19 protein-coding genes are annotated in these 26681 nt (G+C 46.1%); 8 read left to right on the forward strand and 11 right to left on the reverse strand.

Annotated elements, in window-relative coordinates:
• Positions 1–726 precede the first annotated feature (726 nt).
• The 6 genes from ABD031_RS12485 to ABD031_RS12510 all read right to left on the reverse strand — a co-directional run bounded on the left by ABD031_RS12485 (position 727) and on the right by ABD031_RS12510 (position 8045).
• The gene (locus ABD031_RS12485; RefSeq protein WP_343851926.1) at positions 727–2310 is read right to left on the reverse strand and encodes a hypothetical protein; all 1584 of its coding nucleotides are present in this window, start codon (positions 2308–2310) and stop codon (positions 727–729) included.
• 429 nt (positions 2311–2739) lie between these two features.
• Positions 2740–3645 carry a hypothetical protein gene (locus ABD031_RS12490; RefSeq protein ID WP_343851928.1) on the reverse strand — a complete coding sequence of 302 codons (906 nt, stop codon included), beginning with the start codon at positions 3643–3645 and terminating at the stop codon, positions 2740–2742.
• A gap of 90 nt (positions 3646–3735) precedes the next feature.
• Positions 3736–4935, reverse strand: a complete 1200-nt coding sequence (locus ABD031_RS12495) for a cation:proton antiporter (protein WP_343851930.1) — start codon at positions 4933–4935, stop codon at positions 3736–3738.
• 63 nt (positions 4936–4998) lie between these two features.
• Entirely contained in the window at positions 4999–6021 is a 1023-nt protein-coding gene (locus ABD031_RS12500) for a Gfo/Idh/MocA family protein (RefSeq protein WP_343851932.1), read from the reverse strand.
• Positions 6022–6203: 182 nt separating this feature from the next.
• Positions 6204–7220, reverse strand: a complete 1017-nt coding sequence (locus tag ABD031_RS12505) for a S41 family peptidase (RefSeq protein WP_343851934.1) — start codon at positions 7218–7220, stop codon at positions 6204–6206.
• Positions 7221–7223: 3 nt separating this feature from the next.
• A complete protein-coding gene (locus tag ABD031_RS12510; protein ID WP_343851936.1) occupies positions 7224–8045 on the reverse strand; it encodes a hypothetical protein in 822 nt (273 codons plus the stop codon).
• A 318-nt stretch (positions 8046–8363) separates the two neighbouring features.
• On the opposite strand from ABD031_RS12510, the gene ABD031_RS12515 reads away from it, so the two are divergent.
• A complete protein-coding gene (locus ABD031_RS12515; protein WP_343851938.1) occupies positions 8364–9665 on the forward strand; it encodes a DUF3472 domain-containing protein in 1302 nt (433 codons plus the stop codon).
• Positions 9666–9820: 155 nt separating this feature from the next.
• On the opposite strand, the gene ABD031_RS12520 is transcribed toward ABD031_RS12515, so the two are convergent.
• Positions 9821–11287 carry a Gfo/Idh/MocA family protein gene (locus ABD031_RS12520; protein ID WP_343851939.1) on the reverse strand — a complete coding sequence of 489 codons (1467 nt, stop codon included), beginning with the start codon at positions 11285–11287 and terminating at the stop codon, positions 9821–9823.
• 391 nt (positions 11288–11678) lie between these two features.
• On the opposite strand from ABD031_RS12520, the gene ABD031_RS12525 reads away from it, so the two are divergent.
• The 4 genes from ABD031_RS12525 to ABD031_RS12540 all read left to right on the forward strand — a co-directional run bounded on the left by ABD031_RS12525 (position 11679) and on the right by ABD031_RS12540 (position 15152).
• Positions 11679–12803: a Re/Si-specific NAD(P)(+) transhydrogenase subunit alpha gene (locus tag ABD031_RS12525; protein ID WP_343851941.1), complete on the forward strand. Its 1125-nt coding sequence runs from the start codon at positions 11679–11681 to the stop codon at positions 12801–12803.
• 11 nt (positions 12804–12814) lie between these two features.
• Positions 12815–13102, forward strand: coding sequence for an NAD(P) transhydrogenase subunit alpha part 2 (locus ABD031_RS12530; protein ID WP_343851943.1), 288 nt, complete (start codon positions 12815–12817; stop codon positions 13100–13102).
• On the forward strand, positions 13099–14487 hold the full coding sequence (locus ABD031_RS12535; RefSeq protein WP_343851944.1) for an NAD(P)(+) transhydrogenase (Re/Si-specific) subunit beta: 1389 nt from the start codon (positions 13099–13101) through the stop codon (positions 14485–14487). Before ABD031_RS12530 ends, ABD031_RS12535 begins: the two co-directional genes overlap by 4 nt.
• A 227-nt stretch (positions 14488–14714) precedes the next feature.
• Positions 14715–15152, forward strand: coding sequence for a hypothetical protein (locus tag ABD031_RS12540; protein ID WP_343851946.1), 438 nt, complete (start codon positions 14715–14717; stop codon positions 15150–15152).
• Between the two features lie 181 nt (positions 15153–15333).
• On the opposite strand, the gene ABD031_RS12545 is transcribed toward ABD031_RS12540, so the two are convergent.
• Positions 15334–15939: a ribonuclease HII gene (locus tag ABD031_RS12545; protein ID WP_343852092.1), complete on the reverse strand. Its 606-nt coding sequence runs from the start codon at positions 15937–15939 to the stop codon at positions 15334–15336.
• On the reverse strand, positions 15911–18583 hold the full coding sequence (locus ABD031_RS12550; RefSeq protein ID WP_343851948.1) for an MGH1-like glycoside hydrolase domain-containing protein: 2673 nt from the start codon (positions 18581–18583) through the stop codon (positions 15911–15913). Before ABD031_RS12550 ends, ABD031_RS12545 begins: the two co-directional genes overlap by 29 nt.
• Before the next feature lie 133 nt (positions 18584–18716).
• On the opposite strand from ABD031_RS12550, the gene ABD031_RS12555 reads away from it, so the two are divergent.
• Positions 18717–19082 carry a BlaI/MecI/CopY family transcriptional regulator gene (locus tag ABD031_RS12555; RefSeq protein ID WP_343851950.1) on the forward strand — a complete coding sequence of 122 codons (366 nt, stop codon included), beginning with the start codon at positions 18717–18719 and terminating at the stop codon, positions 19080–19082.
• Positions 19079–21358 (forward strand): M56 family metallopeptidase, encoded by a 2280-nt coding sequence (locus ABD031_RS12560; RefSeq protein WP_343851952.1) that lies wholly within the window; start codon positions 19079–19081, stop codon positions 21356–21358. The genes ABD031_RS12555 and ABD031_RS12560 overlap by 4 nt, the downstream gene beginning before the upstream one ends.
• Here ABD031_RS12560 and ABD031_RS12565 read toward each other — a convergent pair.
• Together ABD031_RS12565 and ABD031_RS12570 are read right to left on the reverse strand one after the other, a co-directional pair.
• Complete coding sequence (locus tag ABD031_RS12565) at positions 21355–22491, reverse strand: glycosyltransferase family protein (RefSeq protein ID WP_343851954.1); 1137 nt, start codon at positions 22489–22491, stop codon at positions 21355–21357. The genes ABD031_RS12560 and ABD031_RS12565 overlap by 4 nt on opposite strands.
• Complete coding sequence (locus ABD031_RS12570) at positions 22488–23360, reverse strand: UDP-2,3-diacylglucosamine diphosphatase (protein ID WP_343851956.1); 873 nt, start codon at positions 23358–23360, stop codon at positions 22488–22490. Before ABD031_RS12570 ends, ABD031_RS12565 begins: the two co-directional genes overlap by 4 nt.
• Positions 23361–24030: 670 nt before the next feature.
• Here ABD031_RS12570 and ABD031_RS12575 point away from each other — a divergent pair.
• Positions 24031–26505, forward strand: coding sequence for a S9 family peptidase (locus ABD031_RS12575; RefSeq protein ID WP_343851958.1), 2475 nt, complete (start codon positions 24031–24033; stop codon positions 26503–26505).
• The last annotated feature ends 176 nt before the right edge of the window (positions 26506–26681 follow it).

Below are 26681 nucleotides of genomic sequence, written 5' to 3' on the forward strand. Positions count from 1 at the left end.
GACGGTGTTTTTGGATTTATTCTTTTGTAAAATCTTTGATTTAATAGATGAAAGTTTGAGATAGAAGGTTGCATGGTCTATTTCCAAAATCACGCCAGTTTTATAAAAATATCTATCAATGTTGGATTTTGTCTTTTCTTATTTTAAATAAATCCTGTAAATTGTCTTTACTTAATCTAAAAAATTTGAAAAATGAATGATTTTATAAATAAATTTTAGAAAACATACTTTTGCTAGCTTAAAATTAGATTACGAAAAGGAGTCGCCTAATCTTAATTTTTGGGAAAGTCCTTCAGAAATATTTTTTCCGCGAAGAGTGATTTTTTTCTGCTAAAATGAAAAAACCGGGACTTGAGATCCCGGTTGAATTGAATTATGATTTACTTCTTGCTTCATTTTTTAATCTTCCGTTTCAACTCCCCTCCCCGCCAAGTTCAGAAAACTTCTCTAAACCATGAGTGTTGTTTCATTTATCCTGAAACTGAAACCCACAATAGCCAAGAAAAAAGATAAAATGAAATCCTTGATATTAAAACGATACTAGACAGAATTGTGATAATCAAAACCAGGCAAGGTCAAAACTCTAGCTTCTTGGTTCTCAACTCATACTCTACCGACTGATACTGTAAGCTCACCCAATTGTCGGTCATTTTGTAAAAAAGGATAAACTTGAATAAATATTAAAAGGCAACAATACTATTGATTTTGGAGAGATAAAACAAAATACTATTTGTTGAATTTTCTAAAAGCGGCTATAAACTGATACAACAAAAAAGCGTAAATAATCTTGTATGCAAAATCTAATCCTTTCAACCAAGGACTAAATTCAATAGTCAGATTTTCACTGCTAAATATTTTATAATTTGATTCTACTTCTGATAGGAATGTTATTGGTTTTATAAAATAGGAATAATTCTGTGAAAGGAAATCAAAACCAGCTTCATAGGGTATATTAGTTTTTAACGCTAAGTCGAGATTGATGAAACCAAACATCAATACTATCATTAAAAGTATCCAGCACAGAGCTTTTTGAGGCATTGTACCATGAGCACTAGACCAGAAATTTAGATTTATAATTAATTTATCAATAAAAGTAAATAAACTATCGTTTTGTTGTTTTCTAAGTTCAAGCTCATAGGATTTGTAAACTTTAGAGTAATAAGTATTATCTTGCTTTTTTAAAACCAAAGCTAGTTCTGATACAAAGTTTAGTTTATCGTCAATTAGAGTAGGGGATTTATCAAGTATGTCAGTGCCTAAGAATTTAAAATTAAATAGTTCAAGACTGTTTATAGTACTATCCTTGCATTCAAAGTGTTTTATTTGATGTAGGAATGACGGACGCATTTTTATGTTATTTAATGACGATTTCCTAATAATGAATTTACATTCATCTATTAGCTCGAACAAATCAAAATTGATATTCTCTAAGCATGTAAAATTTTCAAATGTAATTTCCCTAGCCATACACCCTATGATATTAATTTCCCTGTTAACACCAATTCCTATTTTAAATGAATTTATATTGCAATTTTGAATAATAATATTTTTAGAATTAACTAAAGATAGAATTTTTAATTTGAATTTACTTTTATTAGAATTGCTTCGAATGACTAATTGATTAAACAAATTATTATTTAAAAACAAAAAACTCAGATTTAAATCCTTAGAATTATTTACATCAATAAGATATAAATCATTCCCCAAGCATGATGAAATTCTGAGGTCAGTTATTTTAGAATTTGAATAGGTTATTTTTTCTAATTTTGCATCATGTATATCTAGCACATCCAGTTTGGAGGAGTCAATTACTATACTAGCACTGTTTTTTTCAGATTCGTTTGAGTATATTTCTATTTTACATTTCAATATATTTGTAAAGTTAATAAAAGAGTTATTACTGTCACTATAATTTATATCAATAGTAGAGTTTTTAATCTCCTTGAAATCTAAATTTCTTCCACCTCCTTCGAATTTTAAGTGTGAGTTAGTTATTTTGTAGAATTCTGGATATTTATATCCACATTTTGAAAACACAATATCAGCATCTTTAAAATTTCCAAATTTTCCACAAATATAACAACTATCAAACTTAACATATTTCGGTTTAAAAATTGTTTCTGGAAATGGATAATTTATCGTCATTTTTTCAAAGATAAACACTAAGCCATTTTGTGTCTCCATGTCGAAGTATATATCTTCGTTATTTATTATATCTTGCTCGGTTCCTATATATGTGTATCCAGTAAGTCTAAAATCTTCTTCGCCGAAACATTCATAATGCTCACTAAAATATGTATAAGTATTCATAGAGTTTTTCCGTAAGTTTAGAGTGTATACATTTAACCGTGATTTCCTCCGTTTTTTTACGAAATGCCTCTTCTCCTTTCAGGCTTTCCCGGCCAAAACGACCAATCGATAAATGATCCATAATCTGAAGTCGAAAGTCTATGCTATAAATCTGCCGCTCATTCAAGGCTTTTTACTTTTGTCTCGTTTGACCTCGTTTGGTATCTTGACGCTATTTCCATGATGCTTATAAAAGTTCCCAGCGCCCTTTAAATCAGATTCGCATTACAAAATGAAACCCTTAATTTTGAACCTACACTAGACCATAACGTGACAACCAAAACCAGGCAAGGTTACTGTGTCTAGTGTCTTGATCCTTGATACTTGCATCTAAATCTTGATTCTTGCCTCTAAAATCTTGTTTCTTGATTCAAATGTCTAGCCTCTTTTTCAATCGCACTTCTCACTTTGACTGGCATAGTGACGCTCGCCGTTCACGTAGAGTTCTTCATTCACAAATTTGAGTTGCGCGACAAAAGGTGCCTTTTTATCCTTGTCAAAAGTCAGTGTCAAAGTTGCTTCAGCCGCTTTGCCTTCAACAGCCCAGGTTCCTTTCATCCCTCCTTTGTAGTCTGGATTGGAATCCTTCATCATGCCTTTTTTGGAGATCTGAGCTTGGAAAGTGCCGCCTTCGCAGAGATTTACTTTGGTCTGCTGCGCGCCGCCGATGAATCCTTCATAGGAGATCAGAAGCTTTCCCGATAGGAAGCCTTGCCAATCAAATCCTTCGTAAGGATCGACCTCCTTTGGAGTGGACAAGATGGCCGTTTTCAACATTTCCAACGCTGCCTGAGAAGTAAGTTCAGCATTTCCCTCTTCAGATATTGCAAGCACGGTAATGCAAGCTTCACCACATCTTGTCGCGGCAAAGGCTCGGTAGTTTTTCGGTGGCAGATAGTTGCCCACTGCCTCTGCATGGGAATAGAGCAAATCGCCCTCAATGGTAGGATCGGTCGCTCTTAACCTCACGGTCTCTGAGACATCTACCCCGGCTTTCCAGGATTCTGCAAGTTGGGTCAGATCGACCTTTTCCCTTCCGAAAACGAAGATCTCGCCAAATGTTCCGCTGGATGAATTGAGTAAGAAAACCTCGGTTTCTCTGGGAAGTACTCCAACCCAACCCTGGGGGATTTTAGCACTCAAACCATAGCGAGGTGCATAGATAGAATCTCCTGCATTGTACATTTTGCCAGGTTTGACGCGGTTTTTGAGGTTTTGGGCGAGGAGCACCTGGGAAAATGTCATCGCTCCAAGAAATATAGCCAAGGCGAAAGATCGGATCATAAGTAGCTGCATTTGACAGGTTTCATGTGGAAGTAGGAAGGCCGGAATAACGCCGGGTTGTTTGTGGGACGTAAATAGGGCAGGGTTTGTTAGTGAGACACGTCAATATTTTCGTTTGAAAATGCCTGACAGCGGCACAGCAGACACTCCGTGGAGGAAGATGCTCAGGATCACTGTCAAGGTAATGATGCTGATGATTTTTTCGTATCCCTCTATTCCGAGCGCGATGATCGCCATCAACATATAGAGGACCGACGCGATCCCTCTGGGTCCAAACCAGCCGATAAACCAGATGGTTTTCATATCGAGTCCGGATCTGAACAGGCTGATCGCCACCGGAATCATGCGGATCACAGTCAGGCTAAGAATGGCATAGACAAAAGACCTCCAATCCCAAAACTGATAGGAGATCGGTACGAGAATCATACCGACCAACAGGAAGATAAACAAGATCATGATTTGGCTGCCAGCCTCCCCAAATTCTTTCATTCGCTCGCGCAGGTGTTCATTTTGTGCGCCTAGTAACATGCCCGCCACGTAGGCGGCGATGAATCCATTTCCTCCCAGGAATTCTGCGCACCAGAAGGAAAGTACGGCGATAGAGACAGAAGCGAGCATCTGATAGACGTTGGCCATCATGCCTTTTTTGAAGGCGAGTTCTACCAATTTGCCGCAGCCCCAGCCGACTATTCCACCTATCACGGGGCCGTAGATGAATTGTTTGGCCACAAAAGTCAGCCAATATTGACCGTCAAACCCCTCGCCGGCGGAACCCGACAGCAAGGCAATGCATACCAGGATGGGAGGAAGGCCGATGCCGTCGTTTAATCCGCTTTCCACATTGATGGTTTGCCGTATTCTGCGGGGCACTTGCTCCCCGGTCACCACGGCCTGACCTAGAGCGGCGTCTGTCGGGGCGAGGATGAAGGCCATCATGATCAAGATTAGTGGCCTAACCTCCGGAAACATGGGGATGGCGATCACCGCCCCTGCTATCATCGTCAGGGGCAGTCCAAAGGTCAAAAGTCGGAAAGGCAAAGCCCGGTCTTTCCTAAGGCTCTTTAAGTCAATGGTAGACCCGTCGATGAATAATACCAGGAGCAATGTGAACTCCATCAGTGGCTTCACAAAGTCTGCTTTGGGACCTTCGCTGAGCAGCTCCAGATCAAAAAAGCTCACCAAAAGACCGATCACCACAAAAATCATCGGTGCAGTGATAATTGAGTTTTCCGCTTTTTTGGAGAAAAGTCCATATCCAAGGATCAGTAGGGCCATGAATACAACTATCGGATGATCATGCATAGTAGCGGTGTTTGTGTCGTTTAAGTTTAAAGGAGGAAAACCGGCAAGTTAGTTTTTGCTGGGTCAGACTTCCGCTGTCGGCGAGGAAACTCTCACTTTAATCAACTCCCCCATCACCCAATTGGCTCTCGCGCCTGAGATTCCTGTGCTTGGGCAGAGTCCGTCTCCCAATAATTCATCCACGATGCTTTGTATCAGCGGCTGCTGGATGTGCTTGGGCAGTTCGAATTGACATAGTTGAGGTTCTTTGCCGTCTTGAATTAAGGTAAATTCTCCTTTTCCGAAAGTCGCAAAGCGGATCTGCCCTTTGTCTCCGTCGATGACGACTTCATCAATTTCAGCCGATTGAGAAGAAGAAAAACACCAGTTGCCTGTGCCGAATACGCCGTCTTCGAAGACAAAACTTCCGACGACGATGTCTTCCACTTCGTAGGCTTTGGCTTGATTGCCGCAGAAGCCGGACGTGTGGGTGATTTTCCCAAAAAAGAAGTCCAGGAGATCGAGCTGATGGGAGGCCAAGTCGTAGAAGTATCCTCCTCCGGCAATCTCGGGAATGACGCGCCAGTTGTTTTCGAGTTTGGTGATGATTTCAGGTTCCACGATTTGCCGCATGTTGATGTGAACAGTTCTCACGGCTCCAATCGCGCCCTGACCCATGAGCTCTTTGATTTTGACAAAATGTGGCAAAGCTCTTCGATAATAAGCGACAAAAAGCGGTACGTTGGCCTTTTCGCAGATGTCGATCATCTCCAAGCACTCGGCATGGTTGCGGGCCATTGGCTTCTCGACATAGACGGGTTTTCCGGCGGCAGCGGCCATTCGGGTCAGCTCCAAGTGAGCATCGGGAGGAGTGGCGATGTAGATGGCGTTGACCTCGGGATCATCGATCAACGCTTGCGCGTCGGAGTACCACTTGCCCACGCCGTGGCGTGAGGCATAGTCTTGGGCTTTGGCGGCATTGCGGCGCATCACGGCGACGAGTTTGCAGTTTGGGATGTGATTCATCGCCGGAGCGGACTTGACCTCACAGACATTGCCCACACCTAATATACCCCAACGGACTTCAGAGTCAGAAAAATTTTTCATTTCGGAAAATAGGCAAAGTATTTAGGTTGTGAAAATAACTTGCACTATGGGCATTGGGACAGCGGGGATTTTCAATTTTTTGCAAAAGAAAAGAGGTCACAGTCCGGAGTTTTTTCCGATAAGTCTCATCCATTTCCCTCAACACTCACTGCCGAGGATTTTTCAGCTCTGTGAAGGTTGATTTACTTCAACGCTTCTATTGCCTTTTCCAAAGTTTGATCGATCCCTGCATCGATACCGGTCATAGTGTTCTTGCTGTAAATTTCCGGTGCCAAGCCGATGCCCTCGTAGGATTTTCCATCAGATAATAATACTTTTTGGGGTACCAAAGAGTAAAACCAGCCATTTGCCAGTTCGCGGCCAATCATCGTTCCATGGGCGCCGTTGGTGGTGTCTCCCGTTGTGGTGACATTCGGCAAAGTCGCGAATGCCATCACCGAACGTTCGCCTGCACTGATGGTGTAGCGATCGGTGAGCACGATTATCGGTTTGTTCACATAACTGCCCTTCGGATGAATACTCCAGTCATACCAATCGTCAAAGTCGTCTGGGCCTTTTCCATTTTTGGTTTTGCTTTTAAAAACGAATCGGGTTTGGTCGGTCAGGCGGCCGATTTCGGAGAAGCAGTACGTGAAATCCCCGCCTTGATTATGCCGGAGATCGATTATATAGCCGTAGACATCTGGAAATTCATTCAGAAAATCATTGAGTTTGAAAAAGTTGTCGCCCACATAGTCAAAATAGATATAGGCTAGATTGTCGTTTTTAATTTTCCCATAAATATAGCTGTCCTCATCACCGACTTTGTAGCCGCTTTCGAGGTAGGTTTTAATGACAGGAATACTGAAAAGCTCATCATCGATCAGCTCGCGCCGTATTTTATTTGAATAATAGATCTCCCTGCCTGGAGCAGTAAGACTGACATGTCCATCGTCAAACGTTCCCAGCATTTCGGATAAAACATCAAATAGCTCTGCGTCGGTCGTGGAAGAATTTACCATCGGACGATAGGTTGTATAAACTGCTTGCCAATCGATCTGCCTCTCTTCAAAAGGCGCATACTCTTCGTTGTAGGTAGTCCAGAGGTTTTCAAAGATGGCTTCCGGGTTAGTGGCAGGTGGTTCGATGAAAGCTTTTTCGCAACCAAACAAGAATACTGACAGTACCGCAAGTGCTATTGTTTTTCCAGTCGGTCTCATGGGTTAAAATTTAAGAGTGGCAGACAGATTCAGCGCATTGCGAAAGGAAAGTAGATTTCTCGGTTGGCTGGCATGGATAAATTCAAATGCATAAGCAGCGCTCAGATCCCATCTTTCACTTAGTGTATAGGAGTATTTTGCTTCTAAGTCAAAGGTTTGCAGCTTATTCCAAGTAGCTAACTGACCATCTCCTAAATAAGCCATAAAGGTCTTGAAGCCGGAGTGAGAAAAGATGTTTTCAATAAACTCATCATCATTGACCAGGTAGGGGGAGCGAGATAACCAAGACACAAAAGGCAGCTGAAGTGTTGCAGTCAAATGACTTTTCTCATTGATCGTAAACTTGTCCTGAACAAAGGCACCCAAACCTAAAGTCGCGAAATAACCAAAATTGCTAAACCTGCCATAGACATAATTCATCGCCTGGATATTGGTGGAAAACATACCTCCGATGGTCAGCGCTGATTTTTCCGTTACCAACACCTTCTTGCCGAGCGAGTAATCGAGGTCAACCAGGTTGAAGCTATGTGGATAGGCCGTTTCGAATTCTCCATATTCCGTGAATTCATAAGGATCTATGACCATCGGGTTGAATCCTGCATAGTTTAGCCGAACCGTCTGATATAGCTTGGCTTCTCGGGTATAGCCCAATCCGAAGTTCAGGAAAGAAAAGTCGTTGTGAATGTTTGGAGAAAATATCAGGTCCTGCCGCGCGAGGATGCTGGGGCCAAAACTCAAGGTCAATTTATTTTCTATGCCTAGATCCTGGGCTTGACTATGTATCGCAAGGAACCAAGTCATCACAAGTAAAAGTCTTTTTTTCATGATACCGAGTGGGGCTAAAAACTATTAAAAAACCAATCGATCTTGATCCGCATGGCCCATCTTATCGCTTCACTATCAGCTGATTGATAAGAGTCTGTCTTTAGGAAAAATCAAGCCGTTAATTTGATCGAAATATACTAGTTGGACAGAATTATTTCGTAAAAGTGAGATGTTTTCAAAGTTTTTTTTGCGGGTAAATCCAATGAGCATTTTGTTTTATTGATTCAAATTTACTCGGGAGAAATCAGTTTGTTTGAACTCGTGTGTTTCTAATAGATTCCCACACTATCTTTAAGTTTTGACCTCGTCCGTTCAGACATGAAAACCCTATTTGCCCATCATTGGTTTCTGGCACTTGCTATCGCTGCTGGATTCTATCCTCTCCAATCCGTTCAGACAGAGAAGTCTGATCTTGCCATTGAAATCCCACTTGGGGGAAACACCTACCAATCCCGCGGCGAGCACAAGGAGAAGATCAATGCCTCAGGCATCCAAACTTGGGAAAGTGAGGAGAGCGAGTTTAGCGTTTACTTTAAGTCAGATCTTGCTGCGGAGGTTTCTGTCGATCTGGAGATCTTGGCCCAAGCAGGCGAAAGCAAGATTTCCGTGAATCTGAATGGCCGCAGCTTGGAGCTCCAATTGTCCGCAGGTGATTCGGGTACCTACGAAGTAGGTCAATTGCCTTTACTTGCCGGATACAATGAGCTCAAACTTGCAGGCGTTGAGAAAGCGGGCGACGATTTTGCCCAGATCAAAAGTGTTTGGATTCGCCATGAAGGACTACTGAAGCTTGATTTTGTCCGCGACAATATCGACAACCGCTTCTATTGGGGCAGGAGAGGGCCGTCAGTCCATCTCAGCTACACGCTGCCGGAGGACAAAAACTTCCAATGGTTTTACAATGAGATGACGGTTCTGCCGGGAGAAGATCCGATCGGTTCCTACTTTATGGCCAATGGATTTGGCGAGGGCTACTTCGGGATTCAGGTAAATTCTGCGTCGGAGCGCCGGATATTGTTTTCGGTATGGAGCCCTTTTTCTACAGACAATCCCAAGGATATCCCTGAAGAGCAGCGCATCAAACTGCTGAAAAAAGGAGAAGATGTATATACCGGTGAATTTGGCAACGAAGGCTCCGGCGGACAGAGCTACCTTCGCTACAACTGGGTGGCCGGAAACACCTACAAATTTCTAAATTCCGTGGAGCCTGACGGCAATGGGAACACAATCTATACCGCTTATTTCTTCGCGCCGGAGCGGGGAGAATGGATGCTGATAGCAAGTTTTCTCCGACCGCAAACAGACACCTGGTACAAGCGGCCGCACTCTTTCCTTGAAAATTTTGTCCCGGAGTCGGGCAATCTTGAGCGACGCGTGTTTTTTGACAACCAATGGGTTGCGGATGCAGAGGGCAATTGGTCCGAACTGACCGAAGCCAAGTTTACCGGCGATGATATTGCCAAAAGAGGTTATCGAAGGGACATTGCGGGTGGGAGCGATTCAGGGAGATTTTACCTGAAAAACGGCGGCTTCTTCAATGATCCGACTGAGCTCCTGAGTATGCACCAAAGAAATGCAAAGGGAGTTCCGCCATCGATTGATTTTGGTAAATTGAAATAAACGAAGCAAGTAGTCAGACTTTAGTATCAAGATTTTGGTTTTGATGTATGCACCCAGTCAAAAAAAACCGTGAGTGTTTCCACTCACGGCTTCAAAACTTATTTTTCTGTAAGTCACTGTAAACTGTCAACTGAGACTGCTTGCTGAAAACGGATCTAAACTTCGAACCCTTTTCTGTACTCTCTGCCTACAAATTGGTTAGCTTCTTCGAAATTGGTGATTTTCATGTTTTCACCATCCCAAAGCAGCTTACGTCGACCGAAGAATTCGTCTCTCCCTTGTGCATTTTGGCGCTTGAGCATGTAGCTGCGGATCGCCAGGTTACCCATCAGAACAGTTTCAGTCATTGGGCCAGCATAGTCGAAAGACGAAGTCAGGCCTTTGTGCTCAGCGGAGCCAAATCCTGTCTTACAAGCTTCCACCCAAAGTCTCTGATGACCATATTCTCTCTCAAATCCTTCCTCTGTCTGCGGGCCCATTTCTGAGGTGCCGTCGTTCAGATAGAGTTTTGGCATCAGCGGTGAGGAGTCGTTGATATTGGTTGTGATGATTCCTTTTGAACCGATAATAAATACGCCGTTGTTGGAGCCTGAACCGCCGATTTCATGATCAGCGGGGATGATGTCCGGGTGAGCAGGTTTGATGCCGCCATCCATCCAGGTCATCTCGATCGGAGCGCGACTTTTAGCAGTCTCGGCAAAATGTAGCGTAATAAATGATGACGCGGGGCAGCCTTCAGGGTTGTAATTGGCATTCCACATCTGAGAATAAACCGCAGCCACGGAGCACTCTGCATCGGTTGGGTACATCAGGCCGAGCGTACGGAACGGAATATCGATCAAGTGGCATCCCACGTCGCCCAGAGCGCCAGTACCGTAATTCCACCAGCCTCTCCAGCCAAATGGGTGCAAGTCTGGCGTATATGGGATCTCCGGAGATGGGCCGAGCCAAAGATTCCAGTCCAAAGCCTCTGGCTTCTGACTAGGTGCTGGTGCCGGGAATGCGTTGCCCTGAGGCCATACCGGTCGGTTTGTCCAGATCTGAACTTTGGAAACAGGCCCGATGCGGTCTTCATCGACCCATTTCTGCACAAGTTTGAGCAGTGGGTTGGAGCCGCCTTGGTTACCCATTTGGGTTACTACTTTTTTCTCACGAGCCAGTTGCGTGAGCATTCTGGCTTCGCGGATGTTTTGAGTCATCGGCTTTTGGACATAGACGTGCTTGCCCCTTTCCATCGCATATTTTGCGGCCGGGCCGTGAACGTGATCCGGTGTGGAGATGGTCAATGCATCGATGTCCTTTTCTTTGTCGAGCATTTCCCGGTAGTCCGCATATAATTTTGCCTGAGGAAATTTTTCGACTGATTTTTTGGCAGATCCAGAGAAATCCACGTCGCAAAGTGCTACTACCCGCTCTCTGCCGCCGACAGATGCCAGCTCGATATCACTCGCTCCCTTGCCGCCACCGCCGATAGCTGCCAGATTGAGTTGGTCAGAGGGGGAGGTGAAACCTACACCGCCTAACACATGCCTGGGAACGATGAAAAATGAAGATGCAATTGCTGCATTTTTGATAAAGTCTCTCCTGGTTTGCCCCGAAGAGGGTTGCTCGGGTTTGTTCATGGGCTATGGATTTTATTGAGAATTAATAGTATGACAAAATAGGGATTAATGTATCCTTTATACAGGGATTTTATAAGAGGACTTCATTTTGGGGATAAAAGACTATTTTCATCCACAAGTTTTTCGCCCGATAGACAAGGATAGCTAAGCCAATGGAGTTTGGATTTTTGTGAAATCAAAAAAAAAATTGGAAATCCCAGGCAAATTAAGAAATCGATTGCGCGATTTAGCCAAAAGGTTTTTAGTCATTTTGGGTTGAAAAGTGCCTATTTTCAGCTTTGGAAATGGAAATTTGCCGTCATTGAAATTTCATCCAAGCCAAAGCTTTCCTTTACTTTGAATAATAATAGTCGAAAATAAATTTTGTCCTAGCCCAGAACTGCCCTATAAAATGATAGTTGGAGTCATCAAAGAGACCAAGGAATTTGAGAAAAGAGTAGCGCTCAGTCCGGATGTAGTTAAGCTTCTCAAAAAGAAAGAATTTGAAGTCATCATCGAATCAGGAGCCGGAGAGGGATCCTATTTTTCTGATCAGGACTACACCGATGCAGGTGCCAAAGTAGGTTCCGCCTCGGAGGTTTACACTGCCGATGTGCTCCTCAAGGTAAATATTTTGACGCTGGAGGAAGTCGCGCAAATGAAGAATGGCGGCGCATGTATTTCCTACATGTACGCCTATCAGTTTCCCGATGTCTTGGACGCAATGAACAAGAAATCCATCTCATCCTTTTCCATGGATGCAGTGCCAAGAATCTCCCGAGCGCAAAAGATGGATGCCCTTTCCTCCCAGGCCAACCTCGCAGGCTACAAATCAGTGATCCTCGGAGCAAACTATTTGGGGAAGATTTTTCCGCTGATGATGACAGCATCGGGTACGATCACACCTGCCAAAGTTTTGATCTTCGGAGCTGGCGTGGCAGGTCTGCAAGCGGTGGCTACTGCCAAGCGGCTTGGTGCTATCGTGGAAGTCAGTGATGTCCGTATCGAGACCAAAGAGCAAGTCGAGTCTCTCGGCGGAAGGTTTCTAACTGTCGAAGGAGCAGAAGCGGTCAAAGTGGAGGGTGGATATGCCAAGGAAGTCTCCGCGGAGTTTCTTGAAAAACAGCAGCAACTGATCCGCGATAAAATCAAGGACGCCGATCTGGTGATCACCACGGCATTGGTCATGGGGAGAAAGTCTCCGATCCTAGTCACCGAAGACATGGTCATCAGTATGAAGACCGGCTCGGTGATCGTCGATATGGCGGTGGAGTCGGGCGGAAACTGTGCGATTTCGGAGAAAAACAAAACCGTGGTCAAGCATGGCGTTACTCTGGTCGGCGAGTCAAACCTGCCTTCCCTTTTGCCTGTCAACGCAAGCCAGCTCTACGCAACCAACATTTCCACCCTTCTTCTTCATCTGGCCAGCAAAGACGGATTTGCGCTGGATATGGAGGAGGAAATCACCAAAGGCGTATTGATCACCCATCAGGGACAAACCGTCCATGAATTCACCAATAGTATACTTAATAAATAGACCCCTGAACTATGACTGTATCAGCATTACTTATACTGATCTATGTTCTTGTCCTGGCGAGTTACCTGGGATTTGAACTGATATCCAAAGTACCCCCTACACTTCATACACCCCTCATGTCCGGCTCTAATGCGATCTCGGGAATCACCATCGTCGGTGCCCTGATTGCCTGCAACGAAATGGGCTATACCTCCATGGCCAAATGGCTGGGAATGTTTGCGCTGATCTTAGCCTCTATCAATGTGGTGGGTGGCTATGCCGTGACTGATCGTATGCTTAAAATGTTCAAAAAGAAATGAGTACTGCGATTCAAATAGCTTATCTGGTAGCCTCGATCTTGTTTATCACAGGCATCAAACTTCTCGGCAAAACCAAGGATGCCCGAAGAGGAAATATGTTGTCAGCCATAGGAATGCTGATCGCCATTATCGCCACCCTGTTGACGATCAATCTGCTCTCATATGTAGAGATTTTTGTTTGTATCCTCATCGGTGGAGCCATAGGGTTGTTCTATGCTACCAAGGTGGCGATGACCAAAATCCCGGAGATGGTTGCCTTGTTCAACGGTTTCGGAGGTTTGGCCTCTTTTGCCGTAGCGCTTTCTGATTACTTCCAAAAGAGCAGCGCTACAGGCGTGTCTCTCGATGCAGTCAATCTCACCAGTATCATCATCTCGGTCCTGATCGGCGGGGTAACATTCACCGGTTCAATGATCGCGTTCTTAAAACTGGACGGGAAAATCTCCGGACAGCCGATCACATTCAAGGGACAACATCCGCTTAACTTGCTACTGCTGATTGCCTTTGTGGTGACCTCAGTTTTGGTGTTCCTCAATCCTGGCAATTTGGTATTCATCGGCGTTTTGATTGGGATTTCTTTGCTCTTGGGTATCCTGACCGTGATTCCGATCGGTGGTGCGGATATGCCGGTGGTGATTTCCTTGCTGAATTCCTACTCTGGTATGGCGGCCTGCGCCACAGGTTTTATCCTAAACAATAATGTATTGATCGTGGCGGGTTCGCTGGTAGGTGCCTCGGGGATCATCCTCACTCAAATCATGTGTAAGGCCATGAACCGCTCCCTGACGAATGTGTTGTTGGGAGGTTTTGGACAAACTGTAGCGACAGGTGGGCAAGATGGTCCTGCTATCGTGGTCAAAGAGATCGGAGTCGAAGAGACTGCGATGTTATTTGACGGAGCTTCGTCGGTGTTGGTCGTTCCTGGATATGGTATGGCAGTCGCACAGGCGCAGCACGTGATCCGCGAGCTGATGGAGCAGTGCGAAAAGCGAAAGATTGACTTCCGCTTTGCAATTCACCCCGTGGCGGGACGTATGCCTGGACACATGAACGTGCTTTTGGCAGAAGCCAATATCAGCTACGACAAGCTGATCGAGATGGAGTCCATCAACGACGACTTCCCGAACACCGACTTAGTCTTCATCGTTGGAGCCAATGACGTGGTTAATCCAGCCGCCCGCACCAATCCCCAAAGCCCGATCTACGGCATGCCAATCCTCAACGCGGACAAAGCACGTACCGTGATTGTCTCCAAACGAAGCATGGGGAAAGGCTACGCGGGTATTGAGAATGAACTCTTCGGCTATCCAAACTGCCTCATGCTTTTTGGAGATGCGAAGCAGACCATCACCAAAGTGGTGAGCGAAATGAAGGATATGAGTTGATAATATTGAATCTAAAACAAGACGGGCTTTCCTATTTTGGGAAAGCCCGTTTTGTTTTAGATGTAGATGATTTACAAAGTTAGACGCTTGACATTTTGAGCTGTTGTAGATCAGAACCCACGGTTAGATTTGACAAAGTTCTGAGGTTAAACCCTGCGATTTAATGGATTCGATCGCAGAATCGGTTTGAACCTTGTTCTGGCAAAATTATTGTTTAAAATACCGATATGCACTTATCCCTCGTTACCTCCGTACTGCTGACTTTTGCAGTTTTTTGGAATCAGATCGAATACCAACAACTGATTGGAAGTTGGCAGCTGACGCATTTTGAAGGAATGGAAAAAATCGTCAACTCCTCACAATACCAGAATGCTTCTGCTGCAGAGAAAGCCGGTATGGATGCCCGGATCAATTACCGTTTGGAGAATACGGTCTACCAGTTTGAAGAAGGAGATCTGCTGAAATTCACTGATTTGGAAAATCAAACGGTAGTTCAGAAAGAAGCCAAGATCGAAATAAAAGAGGGTAATATGCTGCTGATCCATGAGGAGAGGGGAGACAGACTTGCGAAGATCGTCGAGTTCTCAGACGACAAAATGGTTCTTCAACCTATCAGCAAAAACTCGGTTTCGGGGAAGCTAATCTTTGAACGGATAAAGAAATAGCCCTTCGATAGGCTCGGGGATCATACGAAATGGTCAGCCCCGGTGATCTGCCTGACAATAATAGAAATGAAACACCCTTAATATAGACTGAAAGCCATCTGAGATTCTCGGATGGCTTTTTCATTTTAGCAGAATTTTGCCAATTCAAGAGGGGGGCGTTAGCCTCTTGTCTTTGACCTATCTACTTTAAAACCAACTCCAACTGCCTCGGTAATAGCTGGAAGCTCTTCCTGTGCCAGATTGTGCTTCCGAATTTTTCAATACCTACCCGATGGGCGGTGGTTGGATACCCGGCGTTTCGCTCCCATGCAAAATGTGGGTATTCCTCCGCCAGCTTTTCCATCAACTCATCCCGGTATACTTTGGCCAGGATAGATGCTGCTGCGATACTGGCCATTTTTCCATCTCCTTTGACGATGCAGGTGAAGGGAATCGTCAGGTCAGATCGCCAGCGATTACCGTCTATCAGCAAGTGTTCGGGCTTTTTTTTCAGATTCAAGACTGCTCGTTTCATTGCCAGAAAGGATGCATTCAGGATGTTGACCCGATCGATCTCTTCCACGCTCGCTTCGGCTACTGCCCAAGCCAGCGCGTTACTTTTGATCTCTTCGATCAGATCTTCTCGGTTGGGTTTGCTCAGTTTTTTAGAATCATTGATCCAGGGATTGGAGTAGTCGGAGGGTAGGATGACTGCCGCAGCCACCACCGGCCCGGCAAGGCATCCCCTACCGACCTCGTCACAGCCAGCCTCAATCCGGTTAGCTTCTAAATAGGGGAGTAACGACATCATGGTTGACTTCTGAGGTTTTGTAATACTTGTGGATCATCTCGGCCACAAGTCCTGTCCAGCCTGTCTGATGGGAAGCGCCGAGCCCTTTGCCCGTATCCCCATGAAAATACTCATAGAAGAGGATGTGATCCTTGAAATGGGGATCCTCTTGGAATTTCTGGTTCTTGCCAAACATCGGGCGGTGACCATTTTCATCTCTCATGAAAATCTTCATACACCTCAGGCTAAGCTCCTTGGCGATGATGTCCATAGTCATGAAATTGCCGGAGCGGACGGGGTATTCTATGGAAAAATCTCCTCCGTAATAAAAGTCAAATTTCTTAAGAGATTCGATGATGAGGAAATTGATCGGAAACCAGATTGGTCCTCTCCAATTGGAATTGCCACCAAACATCCGGGTTTCAGCCTCACCTGGCGTATACTTGATTGATAAGGTTTCACCACTGATTTTGAGTGTATAGGGATTGTCCTTGTGGTATTTGGAAAGCGATCTGATTCCATACTCACTCAGAAATTCGTCGGAATCCAACATCTTTTGGAGGACGCTTTTCATTCGGTGACCTCGTAGAAGGGAAAACAAACGTCGTTTGTCGTATCCGGGTTGAATCCAGCTGGATACCAGCGCTGCCAATTTGGGTTTTTCGCTCAGGAAAAAATCCAGTCGCTTTTTGAATTCAGGTAGCTTTTCAAATAGGTCTTCGCGAATGGGTTCGACTGCGAAAAGCGGGATCAGACCAACGATAGATCTTACTTTTAGCTTTTTTGGGTCTTTCCCTTTAAGGTGAAAGATGTCATAAAAGAAATTATCTTCATCGTCCCAAAGGGAGATGTGCTCCGAGGAGATGTTATTCATCGCTCCGGCGATGTAGAGGAAGTGTTCCAGGAATTTGGTAGCACTATATTGGTACACTTTATTGAATTCGCAGAGATCCAATGCAATTCTTAGCATGTTGAGCGAAAACATCGCCATCCATGACGTTCCGTCGGCTTGTTCTAGTTTTCCCTGGTAGTGCTGGGCATGATTTCTGTCGAAAAGAGAGATGTTGTCCAGCCCGAGGAACCCACCTTCGAAGATATTTTTGCCTTCTGAATCCTTGCGGTTGACCCACCAAGTGAAGTTGAGCATGAGTTTGTGCATCGCACGCTCGAGAAACTCCTGATCGCCTTTGCCTCCGTTTACTTTCTTATCAATCTGATACACCCGCTGCACGGCGTAGGCATGGACAGGCGGATTCACATCGGAGAAATTCCATTCATAGGCAGGGATTTGACCATTGGGATGCATGTACCACTCGTTGAGCAGGAGCAAAAGTTGGTTTTTGGCAAATTCCGAATCGATCCTGGCGATAGGAATGCAGTGAAATGCCAAATCCCAAGCGGCGTACCATGGATATTCCCACTTGTCAGGCATGGAGATGATGTCGTAGTTTTGGAGGTGTCGCCAGTTGTGATTTCGACCACTCTTTCGTTGTGCAGGTGGAGAATAGCGCCCGGCATCGCCCTCCAGCCAGCGCTCGACATCGTAATAGTAAAACTGCTTGGACCACATCATACCCGCATATGCCTGCCTTTGGATGGACCTCAGGTCGGGATCAGTTACCCGTTTTTGGATCGCGTCATAATACTCGTCCGCCTCCTTTTTTCGCAAGTCCATATTTTCCCGGCAGGCATCCAAGGCATTTTCTTCCTGTCGATGCTGCATGCGCATCTTAATCGATTTTTTACCCCCAGCTGGGATCTCCAGTTCATAGACGGCCGCTACTTTGGTTCCGGTATTTGCTGGATTTAGCCTGGATCTATCCCCAGAGACGATGAAATCGTTGATCCCATCCTTTGTATATTTTCTTTCGTTCGGAATGCCATAGAGTTTTTCCCGATTGGTTTCATTGTCACAGAAGAGCAGGTCTTTATTAGAGCAAAACGTGAAAATATAGTTTCCTGTCTTAGGGCTGAAAGCCTTGGCAGTATGCTCATCGATCTTGGTGATTCGGGGCATAAAGGGCTCATGTCCGGTAAACCAGGTTTTTCTAAACCATGCCGTTGGCATCAGGGTAAGCTTGGCTGCTTCGGGGCCGCGATTGTGCACTGTGACAATGGAGATGATGTCTTCCGAGTCGATTTTGGCATATTCGATAAAGATGTCAAAATAGCGGTCTTCGTCAAAAATTCCGGTATCGATCAGTTCGTATTCGTCCTGAAGCTTGCTTGCTCTTCCGTTTTCGTCGATGAGCTTTTGATAGGGAAATTCCTCCTGAGGATACTTGTAGAGCATCTTCATGTAGCTGTGCGTGGGCGTGGAGTCGAGGTAGTAATAGATTTCCTTGACATCTTCGCCGTGATTTCCCTGATTACCGGTGAGACCAAAGAGGCGCTCTTTGATCAGGGGGTCTTTACCGTTCCAAAATGCCCAAGAGAGACAGAGTCGCTGCTGGTGATCTGAGATCCCGGCGATTCCTTCCTCTCCCCATCGATAGGCTTTGCTTTTGGCATCTTCGTGGGTCACGTTTTCCCAGGCAGCTCCGTCGGGACTGTAGTCCTCTCTGACTGTTCCCCACTGGCGTTCTGTTAAGTAAGGTCCCCATTTTTTCCAATGTTTATGGCGCTCCTTATCCTCCTTTAATCTTGTATTTTCAGCTGACATCTAGGTCTTATAGGTTGGGCGAGCATCGAAATTAGAATTTTCTGGTTAGTAAGTCTAAAGAAAATTTGAAGGTTTTTTGTTCTACACTTGTAGAATTCAATTTTGATTCTACATTTGTAGAAAAGAAAAAAGGATGAAACTCTCCCCCGGCGAAGAAGAATTGATGAATTATCTCTGGTCTTTGAAAAAAGCCTTTATGAAGGACTTGCTCGATGCCTATCCAGAACCCAAGCCGGCGGCGACGACGGTGTCGACGCTGCTAAAGCGCATGCAGGAAAAACAATTCGTTGGCTACCTGACGAAAGGAAACTCGCGAGAGTATTTTACTCTGGTGACCAAGGAGAATTACTTCTCCAAGCACATCAAAGGCTTGATCAAAAATTTTTTTGACGATTCTCCTGCACAGTTTGCCTCGTTTTTTGCCTCCAAGACAGAATTCAGCAAGGAGGAACTGGAGTCCCTGAAATCAATCATTGAAGATAAACTCGAAAAAAAATGATCGTCTATCTCCTCAAATCCATGCTTTGCCTGTTGGCATTGCTCCTGATCCATCGGCTGCTTCTGCAGCGGGAAGTGCTCCACCGCTTCAATCGGTTTTTTCTCTTGGCGGCAGTGATCGGATCGTTTTTGATCCCGCTGTATACCATCGAAGTCTCAGAGGAGGAAGCCCCGGAGATGATGCTGGAATCACAGGAGGCGGTTCAGCATTCCTCTGAAGAGTTGGGAGCTTTTCCTGTAGTAGGAAGGGGTGAGGAGTTTGATTCCATTGAATCCGGCAAGCAGGAAATTGCCGTTTCTGCGGAAATTCCGAAAGATCCTTTCCCTTTGCAAAGTGTCCTTTTGGGAGTTTACTTGATGATTTCGGCGATTTTTCTGTTTCGATTTTTGAAAAATCTGACGCAACTGAATACCAAGATCCGAAGAAATCCTCATGTCGGATATCGCAACGAAACGCTGGTTTTGCTTCCGGAAGTATCGTCACCTTTTTCGTTCTTGAAATACATCTTTGTGTCGCGACCTACCTTTGAAAAAGAGGGGATATCCGATGCGGTTTTTGCCCATGAGCAATGTCATGTCAGAGAGCGGCACAGTTGGGATGTGCTGTTTATCGAGGCGCTGAGGATACCGTTTTGGTTTCATCCGGGCTTGTATTTTGCCAGCCAGGCGATCCGGCTCAATCATGAATTCATTGCAGACCAAGTGGCGCTGAAAGCCACTTCGGTCAAAGAATATCAACAGCAGCTTTTGCATTATCTCAACGCAAGACCGATGCAGACGATGGCCAGCAGTTTGAATTTTTCGCTCACCAAAAAAAGATTGGCCATGATGAAAAAGAAACCCGGCAGCCCGCTTGGCTGGCTGAAGATTCTCGCGTTGGTTCCGCTGATAGGAGCCCTGGTATATTTCTTCGGAGAGAAGGTTGAAGTCCAACCCGAAGAGGTGGCGTCCGAGATCCAGGTTCCAAATGAGGACAGTCCTGTGGTCAACGTAGAGACGAATATCCGGATCATCTCGGATCGTGTGGTCGAAGTCGATGGCGAATCCGTGCCTATCGAAGAGCTTGCCAAAAGGCTCGATGGGATCAAGGGTAGCCAGCCTGTCGTGCGGTTTTCCGCTGCTCCCGGTGTGAAAATGGGCACCTTGGGGGACGTGCAGGAGATCCTGAGAGGAGTGGAGTTCAGGCGGGTGGTATATGACAGTCAAAACTTTGGTGATGAGGTGTCTGACCCGGAGAAAGAAGCGCACTATCGCGATGTCTATTTTATCATAGAGGATGTAAACATGGATTACATCTCCAAAACCTACAGACAACTATCCGACTCAGAAAGAAAGAAACTGTATTTTAGTTCTAATGTTCCGGCCAAGATGGCCTTGAGCCAAGAACAATTGGATGAATTGGTCAATGAAGAAAAATATGCCTTGTGGATTGACCAAGTTGTGGTTTCAAATGAGAAGCTAAAATCATACAAGCCCTCGGACTTTGCTTTTTTGATTCAATCCTCAGTACGTGAGGTCGCAAGAACGGGCAAATTTCCACAGCCCTATCAAGTTCATCTCTACACGCAGCAAGGCTATGATCAACACTTGGGAAAGGATGCGGCTTTTAGAAAGCCGCTTACTAGTCAAGATACGATCACTCTGACCCAAAGAAGAGTGACTTGGCACAAGGATATCCAGAAATACCCTGACGCAAATACCGCCTACCTCCAGAAAAATGCCCGCTACGAAAAGTTGAGAACTTCCGGGACGATCTACATCCACAAAATTCCAGAGGAGAAGGCTCTGCTGGATAAGCTCTATCAGGAGTTGGAGAGTGAATACTCCCAGTCATCAGATAAGAGGAAAAGGAGTCTGAAGGAACCCATCGTTCCAAGCTCTGACATCCCGAGGAAGGGAGATCCAAGGGAAAACTCCTCCGAACAACCAGCTATTCAATCTGTTCGGAGAGCAGAAGGAAGTGATGTGGCATACACGTTTGTTTATTCTCCTCAGCTTCACAGCAAATCGCTTCAGGAGTACCTTTCGGTCTATGGGCAATATCAGACCCGAGCCTATGAAAACAGGCCTTTTTCCCAGCCCGACAATCAAGAGATCCTGGAACAGCAAAAACTGTTTAAAACCTTGGAGGCAAAGTACAACCGCCTTTCTTTTGAAGATAGAAGAAGGGTGAAGCGAGCGACATTTCCCTATGTCAAACTGAAAAATGACGGAAAGGAAGTCTTTGTGAAGATAGAAGACCTGAGTCCCGAACAGAGAAAAGAGTTGGGCTGCTAACCCATAGCTGGGAGACCATCGTGGGAGGGGGACTCGCTGATCTTGGGCGTACGTCTTTCACTTTCCAAAACGAGGCTCCGAAACAGCTCAGGCCAACTGCCCACCCAGTCACGATAGACCAAGGATGCTTCGGCATCCTTTTTTTGTATCTCGGCCAGCTTGGCAAAATCAAATTTTTCGGAAGCGATTCCAGCTCCTGACGCTTCTCCGTCGAGTGCGTTACAGGCTTGCTCGTATTGCCCTGAAACGGGAATCATCATCACTGGTTTCCCCAAGTACATGGCCTCGCACACCGATTCAAATCCGGCCGTACAGACCAGACCCTTGCAAGCTGCCATGTCCTGGAGAAATGTTTGATCATTGACTCGATGAAAACTAAGATTGGCAAGTGGTTGCTCCGTCTCCGCTGCATCTTTTTTATCCCAATAGGCTTTAATCTGAAGTTTTGGATTGGCTTTGGCGAAGAGGATCACTTCGTCTGCGTAGCCGGGATTAACCATGTAGGCAAGGAAGAAGTCTCCATTCTGCGGAGTCAAATTTTTGACTCGGTGCCGCAAAAGCGGTGGAACCACCCGGATGGATTCCGGTGAGTTTTCCTTTGGCAAAAACGAAAGCGCCAGTCGCTCATCCGCTCCCAAACTGGTCAGATGGGTATTGACCTGAAAAAGCACTTTGTCAATCGGTCTACCCGGAGCAAAATGAAAGTCCGGATGCCTGATCAGGTATTGATGTCCGATTACCCAGAAATGAGCTTTCGGACGAAAGAGGAAATTGTAAATCCCACCCAACAGATCATAAAAATTGAGGATCACGTCCGGTTGCACTTCCTGCATCAGTTGGTCAATTTGTCGGAGACTTTGCCAATAAGACTTTGCCTTTAGACTGTTCTTCCAAATCGTTTTGCCAATCAGGATTTTTTTGTCCGAGCCATCACATTCGAAGTTTGGACTCACCACCTCCTTGATCGGAGCTTTGATTTCTCTTTTGAAAAACTCGGGGATTTCCCGCCTGTTGCTTTTTCCTACGATCACTCCGCCGAGCTCGTGGCCTTGGCTTGCGAGCAGCGTGGCAAAAGCAATCGCCTGAGTGATGTGACCCCTGCCTTCACCTTGTACTATGAAAAAAAACTTCATTGTCGCCGAATGCTTGGGGGTGTGATTTCGTCGTCGTCACGGGTTTCAAAAGAAACCTGCCGCATCGGAACGATGTTAGCTTCAGCCTGTGGAGAAAGGGGGTACTGAGCGTCGATTTGGATTCCTTTGAAGTCAATCTCCCGGTAGTAGATCAGCTGCCAGTTGCCCTCATGATCTTCGGCCAACGCACTCATTGTCTCCACCCAGTCGCCAGAGTTGAGATAGTGAACGCCGTCGATCATGCGGTTTTCAGCCTGGTGAATGTGCCCGCAAATGATTCCGTCGCAACCCTTGGACTTCGCCATCTTGGCGAGTTCGGTCTCGTAGTCATCGATGTAAGAGACTGCCGATTTTACCTTTCCTTTGATGTATTGCGAAAGCGAATAATAGGGCAAACCAGCCTTGAACCGATAATGGTTGACCACCCGATTGAGCCAGAGCAGGAAGGTGTAGCCCAGATCGCCCAAGTAGGCGATCCAGCGGAGATTAGTCGTGACGCTGTCAAAGACGTCGCCATGGGTGATGAAGTACTTTTTGCCAAAAGACTCATAGTACATATCGGTGAGGATGTGCAGCCTGCCGATCTGGAGGGGAAGGATTTGCTCCAAAAAGTCGTCGTGGTTGCCGCGCAGGTAATAGACGTTGGTGCTGTGATTCTCGATCATTTTCAGGATTCGGTTGAAAAATCGGGTGTGCTTTCGCTTCCAGCTTCCGGATTTTTTAAGCTGCCATCCGTCGATGATGTCTCCATTGAGGATGAGGTTTTCGCAGCGATACTGCTTGAGAAAGTGGGCGATCTCTTTGGCTTTGGAGCCCTTCGTCCCAAGATGAACGTCGGAAATGACAATCGTTTTGAAGAATGTTTTCATTCGACTTCTTTTGATTGTTTGAAATTTATACCCTCAGAATAAATCCATCATGTTTAGGTTGTTATGAATTTGTTTTGAAATCAGAATTTTCTTCCGCGAAGATGAATAGAAGGTTAAGGGAAGGTGAAAAAGGTGTATGATTCTCCAAATTTAGAAACTGCTATTTCTGATGAGATTGCTTCGGGGCTGGAGACTCTCATCCGGTTTTAGCCTGGATTAATCGCCCCTCGCAAGGACGGCTCCGGCATTGATATCCCGTGCTTCAATCGGAGCCGTCCCTGCGAGTGAGGCACGAGCGAAGCAGTCTCCAAATTAAATACCTGCTATCTCTGAAGAGATTGCTTCGGGGCTGGAAACTCCCATGCAGTTTTAGCCTGGATTAAATGCCCCTCGCAAGGACGGCTCCGGCATTGATGTCCCGTGCTGGGCCAGTTGCCGTAGGCATGAACGATTAACTAGCCAGCCATTTCAATGGCTGGATTCCGTAGGCCGAAGAGAGAGAAAAAAAAATGCCGTAGGAATGGCCGATATAATATCCAGGATTTCAGAGGAAAGAGAAGTTGCCCTTGTTCACAAAGGATTGTAACCCCCAGCGATTGGGCTTTTATTTGAGCGGTACTAGTCATTCCTAGCCTGCTTTTTAGCTTCGTCTCTACGAAAAACCAACCAAATGAGGAAAACTATACTTGCATTTGGGATGATCTTGGCCTCGCTGTCGGGATTTGCCCAGGAAAAAGTCTATCCGGGAAACTACGAGCTGGCTGCTCGCTTTTCTCCGGAAAAAATGAAAAAGATGGTCTTCTCTACCAGCGTGGATGCGCACTGGATGAAAAAATCCGACCGCTTCTGGTACGAATACGAAACCTCTGATGGCAAAAACTGGTATGCAGTCGATCCTGCAAGGAAGACTAAAACCCAACTTTTTGACAAGGACAAACTTGCCGCAGAGATCACTAAAGCGGTCAAGGATCCCTTCGATGGGCAGCATCTCAAGTTGGACGATCTCAAGCTGATGGGAGATGAAAACACCATCCGATTCAAGGTGAAGAGCACCGCCGACGTGCTAAAGTCCGACTGGGCGGAGCTCAAAGAGAAAAACAAGAATGCCAAAGACTCTATGGAAAAGAAGGTGCATACCTTCCTCTATAACATCAGCACCCAGCAGCTTACCGAGATCGCAACCGAAAAAGATCCCAAAAGGCTTATGTGGGCGAACATCGCCCCAGACTCTTCACGAGTGGTGTACATGAAGGACTACAACCTCTACTGGATGGACAAGGCCAACTTCCTCAAGGCGGTGAAGGACGAAAAAGACTCGACCATTGTAGATAACCAATTGACTACAGACGGGGTGAAGGACTACAGCTACGGCTTTGAAGGCCGTGGGGATGACAACGTGGAGGAGGAGAAAAAACAGAAGGAGCGGAAGCGAGTCGGAGCACTTTGGAGCTCAGACAGCAAGCAGTTTATCATGACCCGCACCGATGAGCGGTCGGTCAAAGACCTTTGGGTACTTCATAACACGAAGGATCCGCGTCCGACTTTGGAGACGTACAAGTATGCCATGCCGGGAGAAAAAGAGCAGCCCAAGACGGAATTGTTGCACTTTTCCTTTGACAAGATGGAGCTGAAAAATCTGCCGGTGGCGACCTTCAAAGACCAAGGTATCAACCTTTGGTCTACGACTCCTGCGACCAATACGCGCGACGATGACTTCCGCCCGGCTACTTGGCTTGGCGATTTGGAAGGGTTTTACTTTGCAGTGACTTCCCGCGATCTGAAGAAAGTGGACGTCGTTCGGTGGAATCTGGTTTCAGGAGAAAAGCAAGTCCTGATCGAAGAGCGAAGCAATACCTACATCGATCTGGAGAAACTCGAAATCGCAGGAAATGACCTGATCTGGTGGTCGGAGCGTGACGGATGGGGACACTATTACCTCTATGGGAAAGACGGCACACTCAAGCGACAATTGACTTCCGGACCTTACCACACTGCTGGTGCGGCACGGGTGGATACCAAAGCGAGAAAACTCTATTTCACCGCGAATGGCCGTGAAAAAGGAGAAGATCCCTACTATGAGCACCTGTACAGCGTCAGCTTGGATGGCGGCGCGGCGAATTTGCTCAATAAGGGTGACTTCAACCACGACATCAGCATCAATGACAACGCGAGCTTCTTTGTCGACAATTTCTCACGGGTAAACACCACTCCTGTGGCTGTACTTTATGACAAGGCTGGGGCAAAGGTGATGGATCTGGAAACTGCGGACCTGAGCCAGCTTTTTGCCGCAGGCTATCAGTTTCCCGAGCCGTTCAAGTTCAAAGCGGACGACGGCATCACCGACCTCTATGGCGTAATTTACAAGCCTTTTGACTTTGACTCCATCCGCAAGTATCCGATCATCGAGTATGTCTATCCGGGGCCTCAGACCGAAGCCGTCAACAAGGCTTTTGGAAGAAGTCTCGACCGCACGGATCGTCTGGCACAGTTTGGCTTTGTGGTGATCACCCTCGGCAACCGTGGCGGCCACCCGGCGCGATCCAAGTGGTATCACAACTATGGCTACGGCGACCTGAGGGATTATGGATTGGCGGACAAGAAGGCAGCGATCGAGCAGCTCGCAGATCGCTATGACTTCATCGACCGAAGCAAAGTCGGAATCCACGGACACTCGGGCGGGGGATTTATGTCCACGGCGGCGATGCTGGTGTATCCGGATGTGTTCAAAGTGGCGGTTTCCTCCGCAGGGAACCACGAAAACAACATCTACAACCGCTGGTGGTCGGAGAAGCACCACGGTGTGAAGGAGCAGGTTTCTGCCAAAGGTGACACGACATTTGTCTATCAGATTGAGAAGAATCCAGAACTTGCCAACAACCTCAAAGGTCACCTGATGCTCAGCACGGGCGACGTGGATAACAACGTACACCCTGCAAATACAATCCGCATGGCCAATGCGCTCATCAAAGCCGGGAAGCGGTTTGAGTTTGTGATCCTGCCGGGTCAGCGACATGGTTTCGGCGATATGACAGAGTATTTCTTCTGGAAGATGGGCGATTACTTTGTGCAGCATCTACTTGGTGACAATACGCCGCCTCCGGTGGACATGATCCAGATGCAGCGGGATAAGCCGAAGGACAAGTAGGTGATGCCCTTCGACTCCGCTCAGGGCGACAATTGTGTCAGGTTGAGCGGAGTCGAAACCTTTTGCGGTAGATAGATAAGCTTTGAGGTCTTTTTCTGGCCTCGAACGTCTGGCAAAAGAATGCGGTAGAAACTCCAAAGAAAATCAAAAAGCCCGATTCTGTGAAAGAATCGGGC

It is taken from the genome of Algoriphagus jejuensis, from assembly GCF_039523455.1.
Lineage (GTDB): Bacteria > Bacteroidota > Bacteroidia > Cytophagales > Cyclobacteriaceae > Algoriphagus > Algoriphagus jejuensis.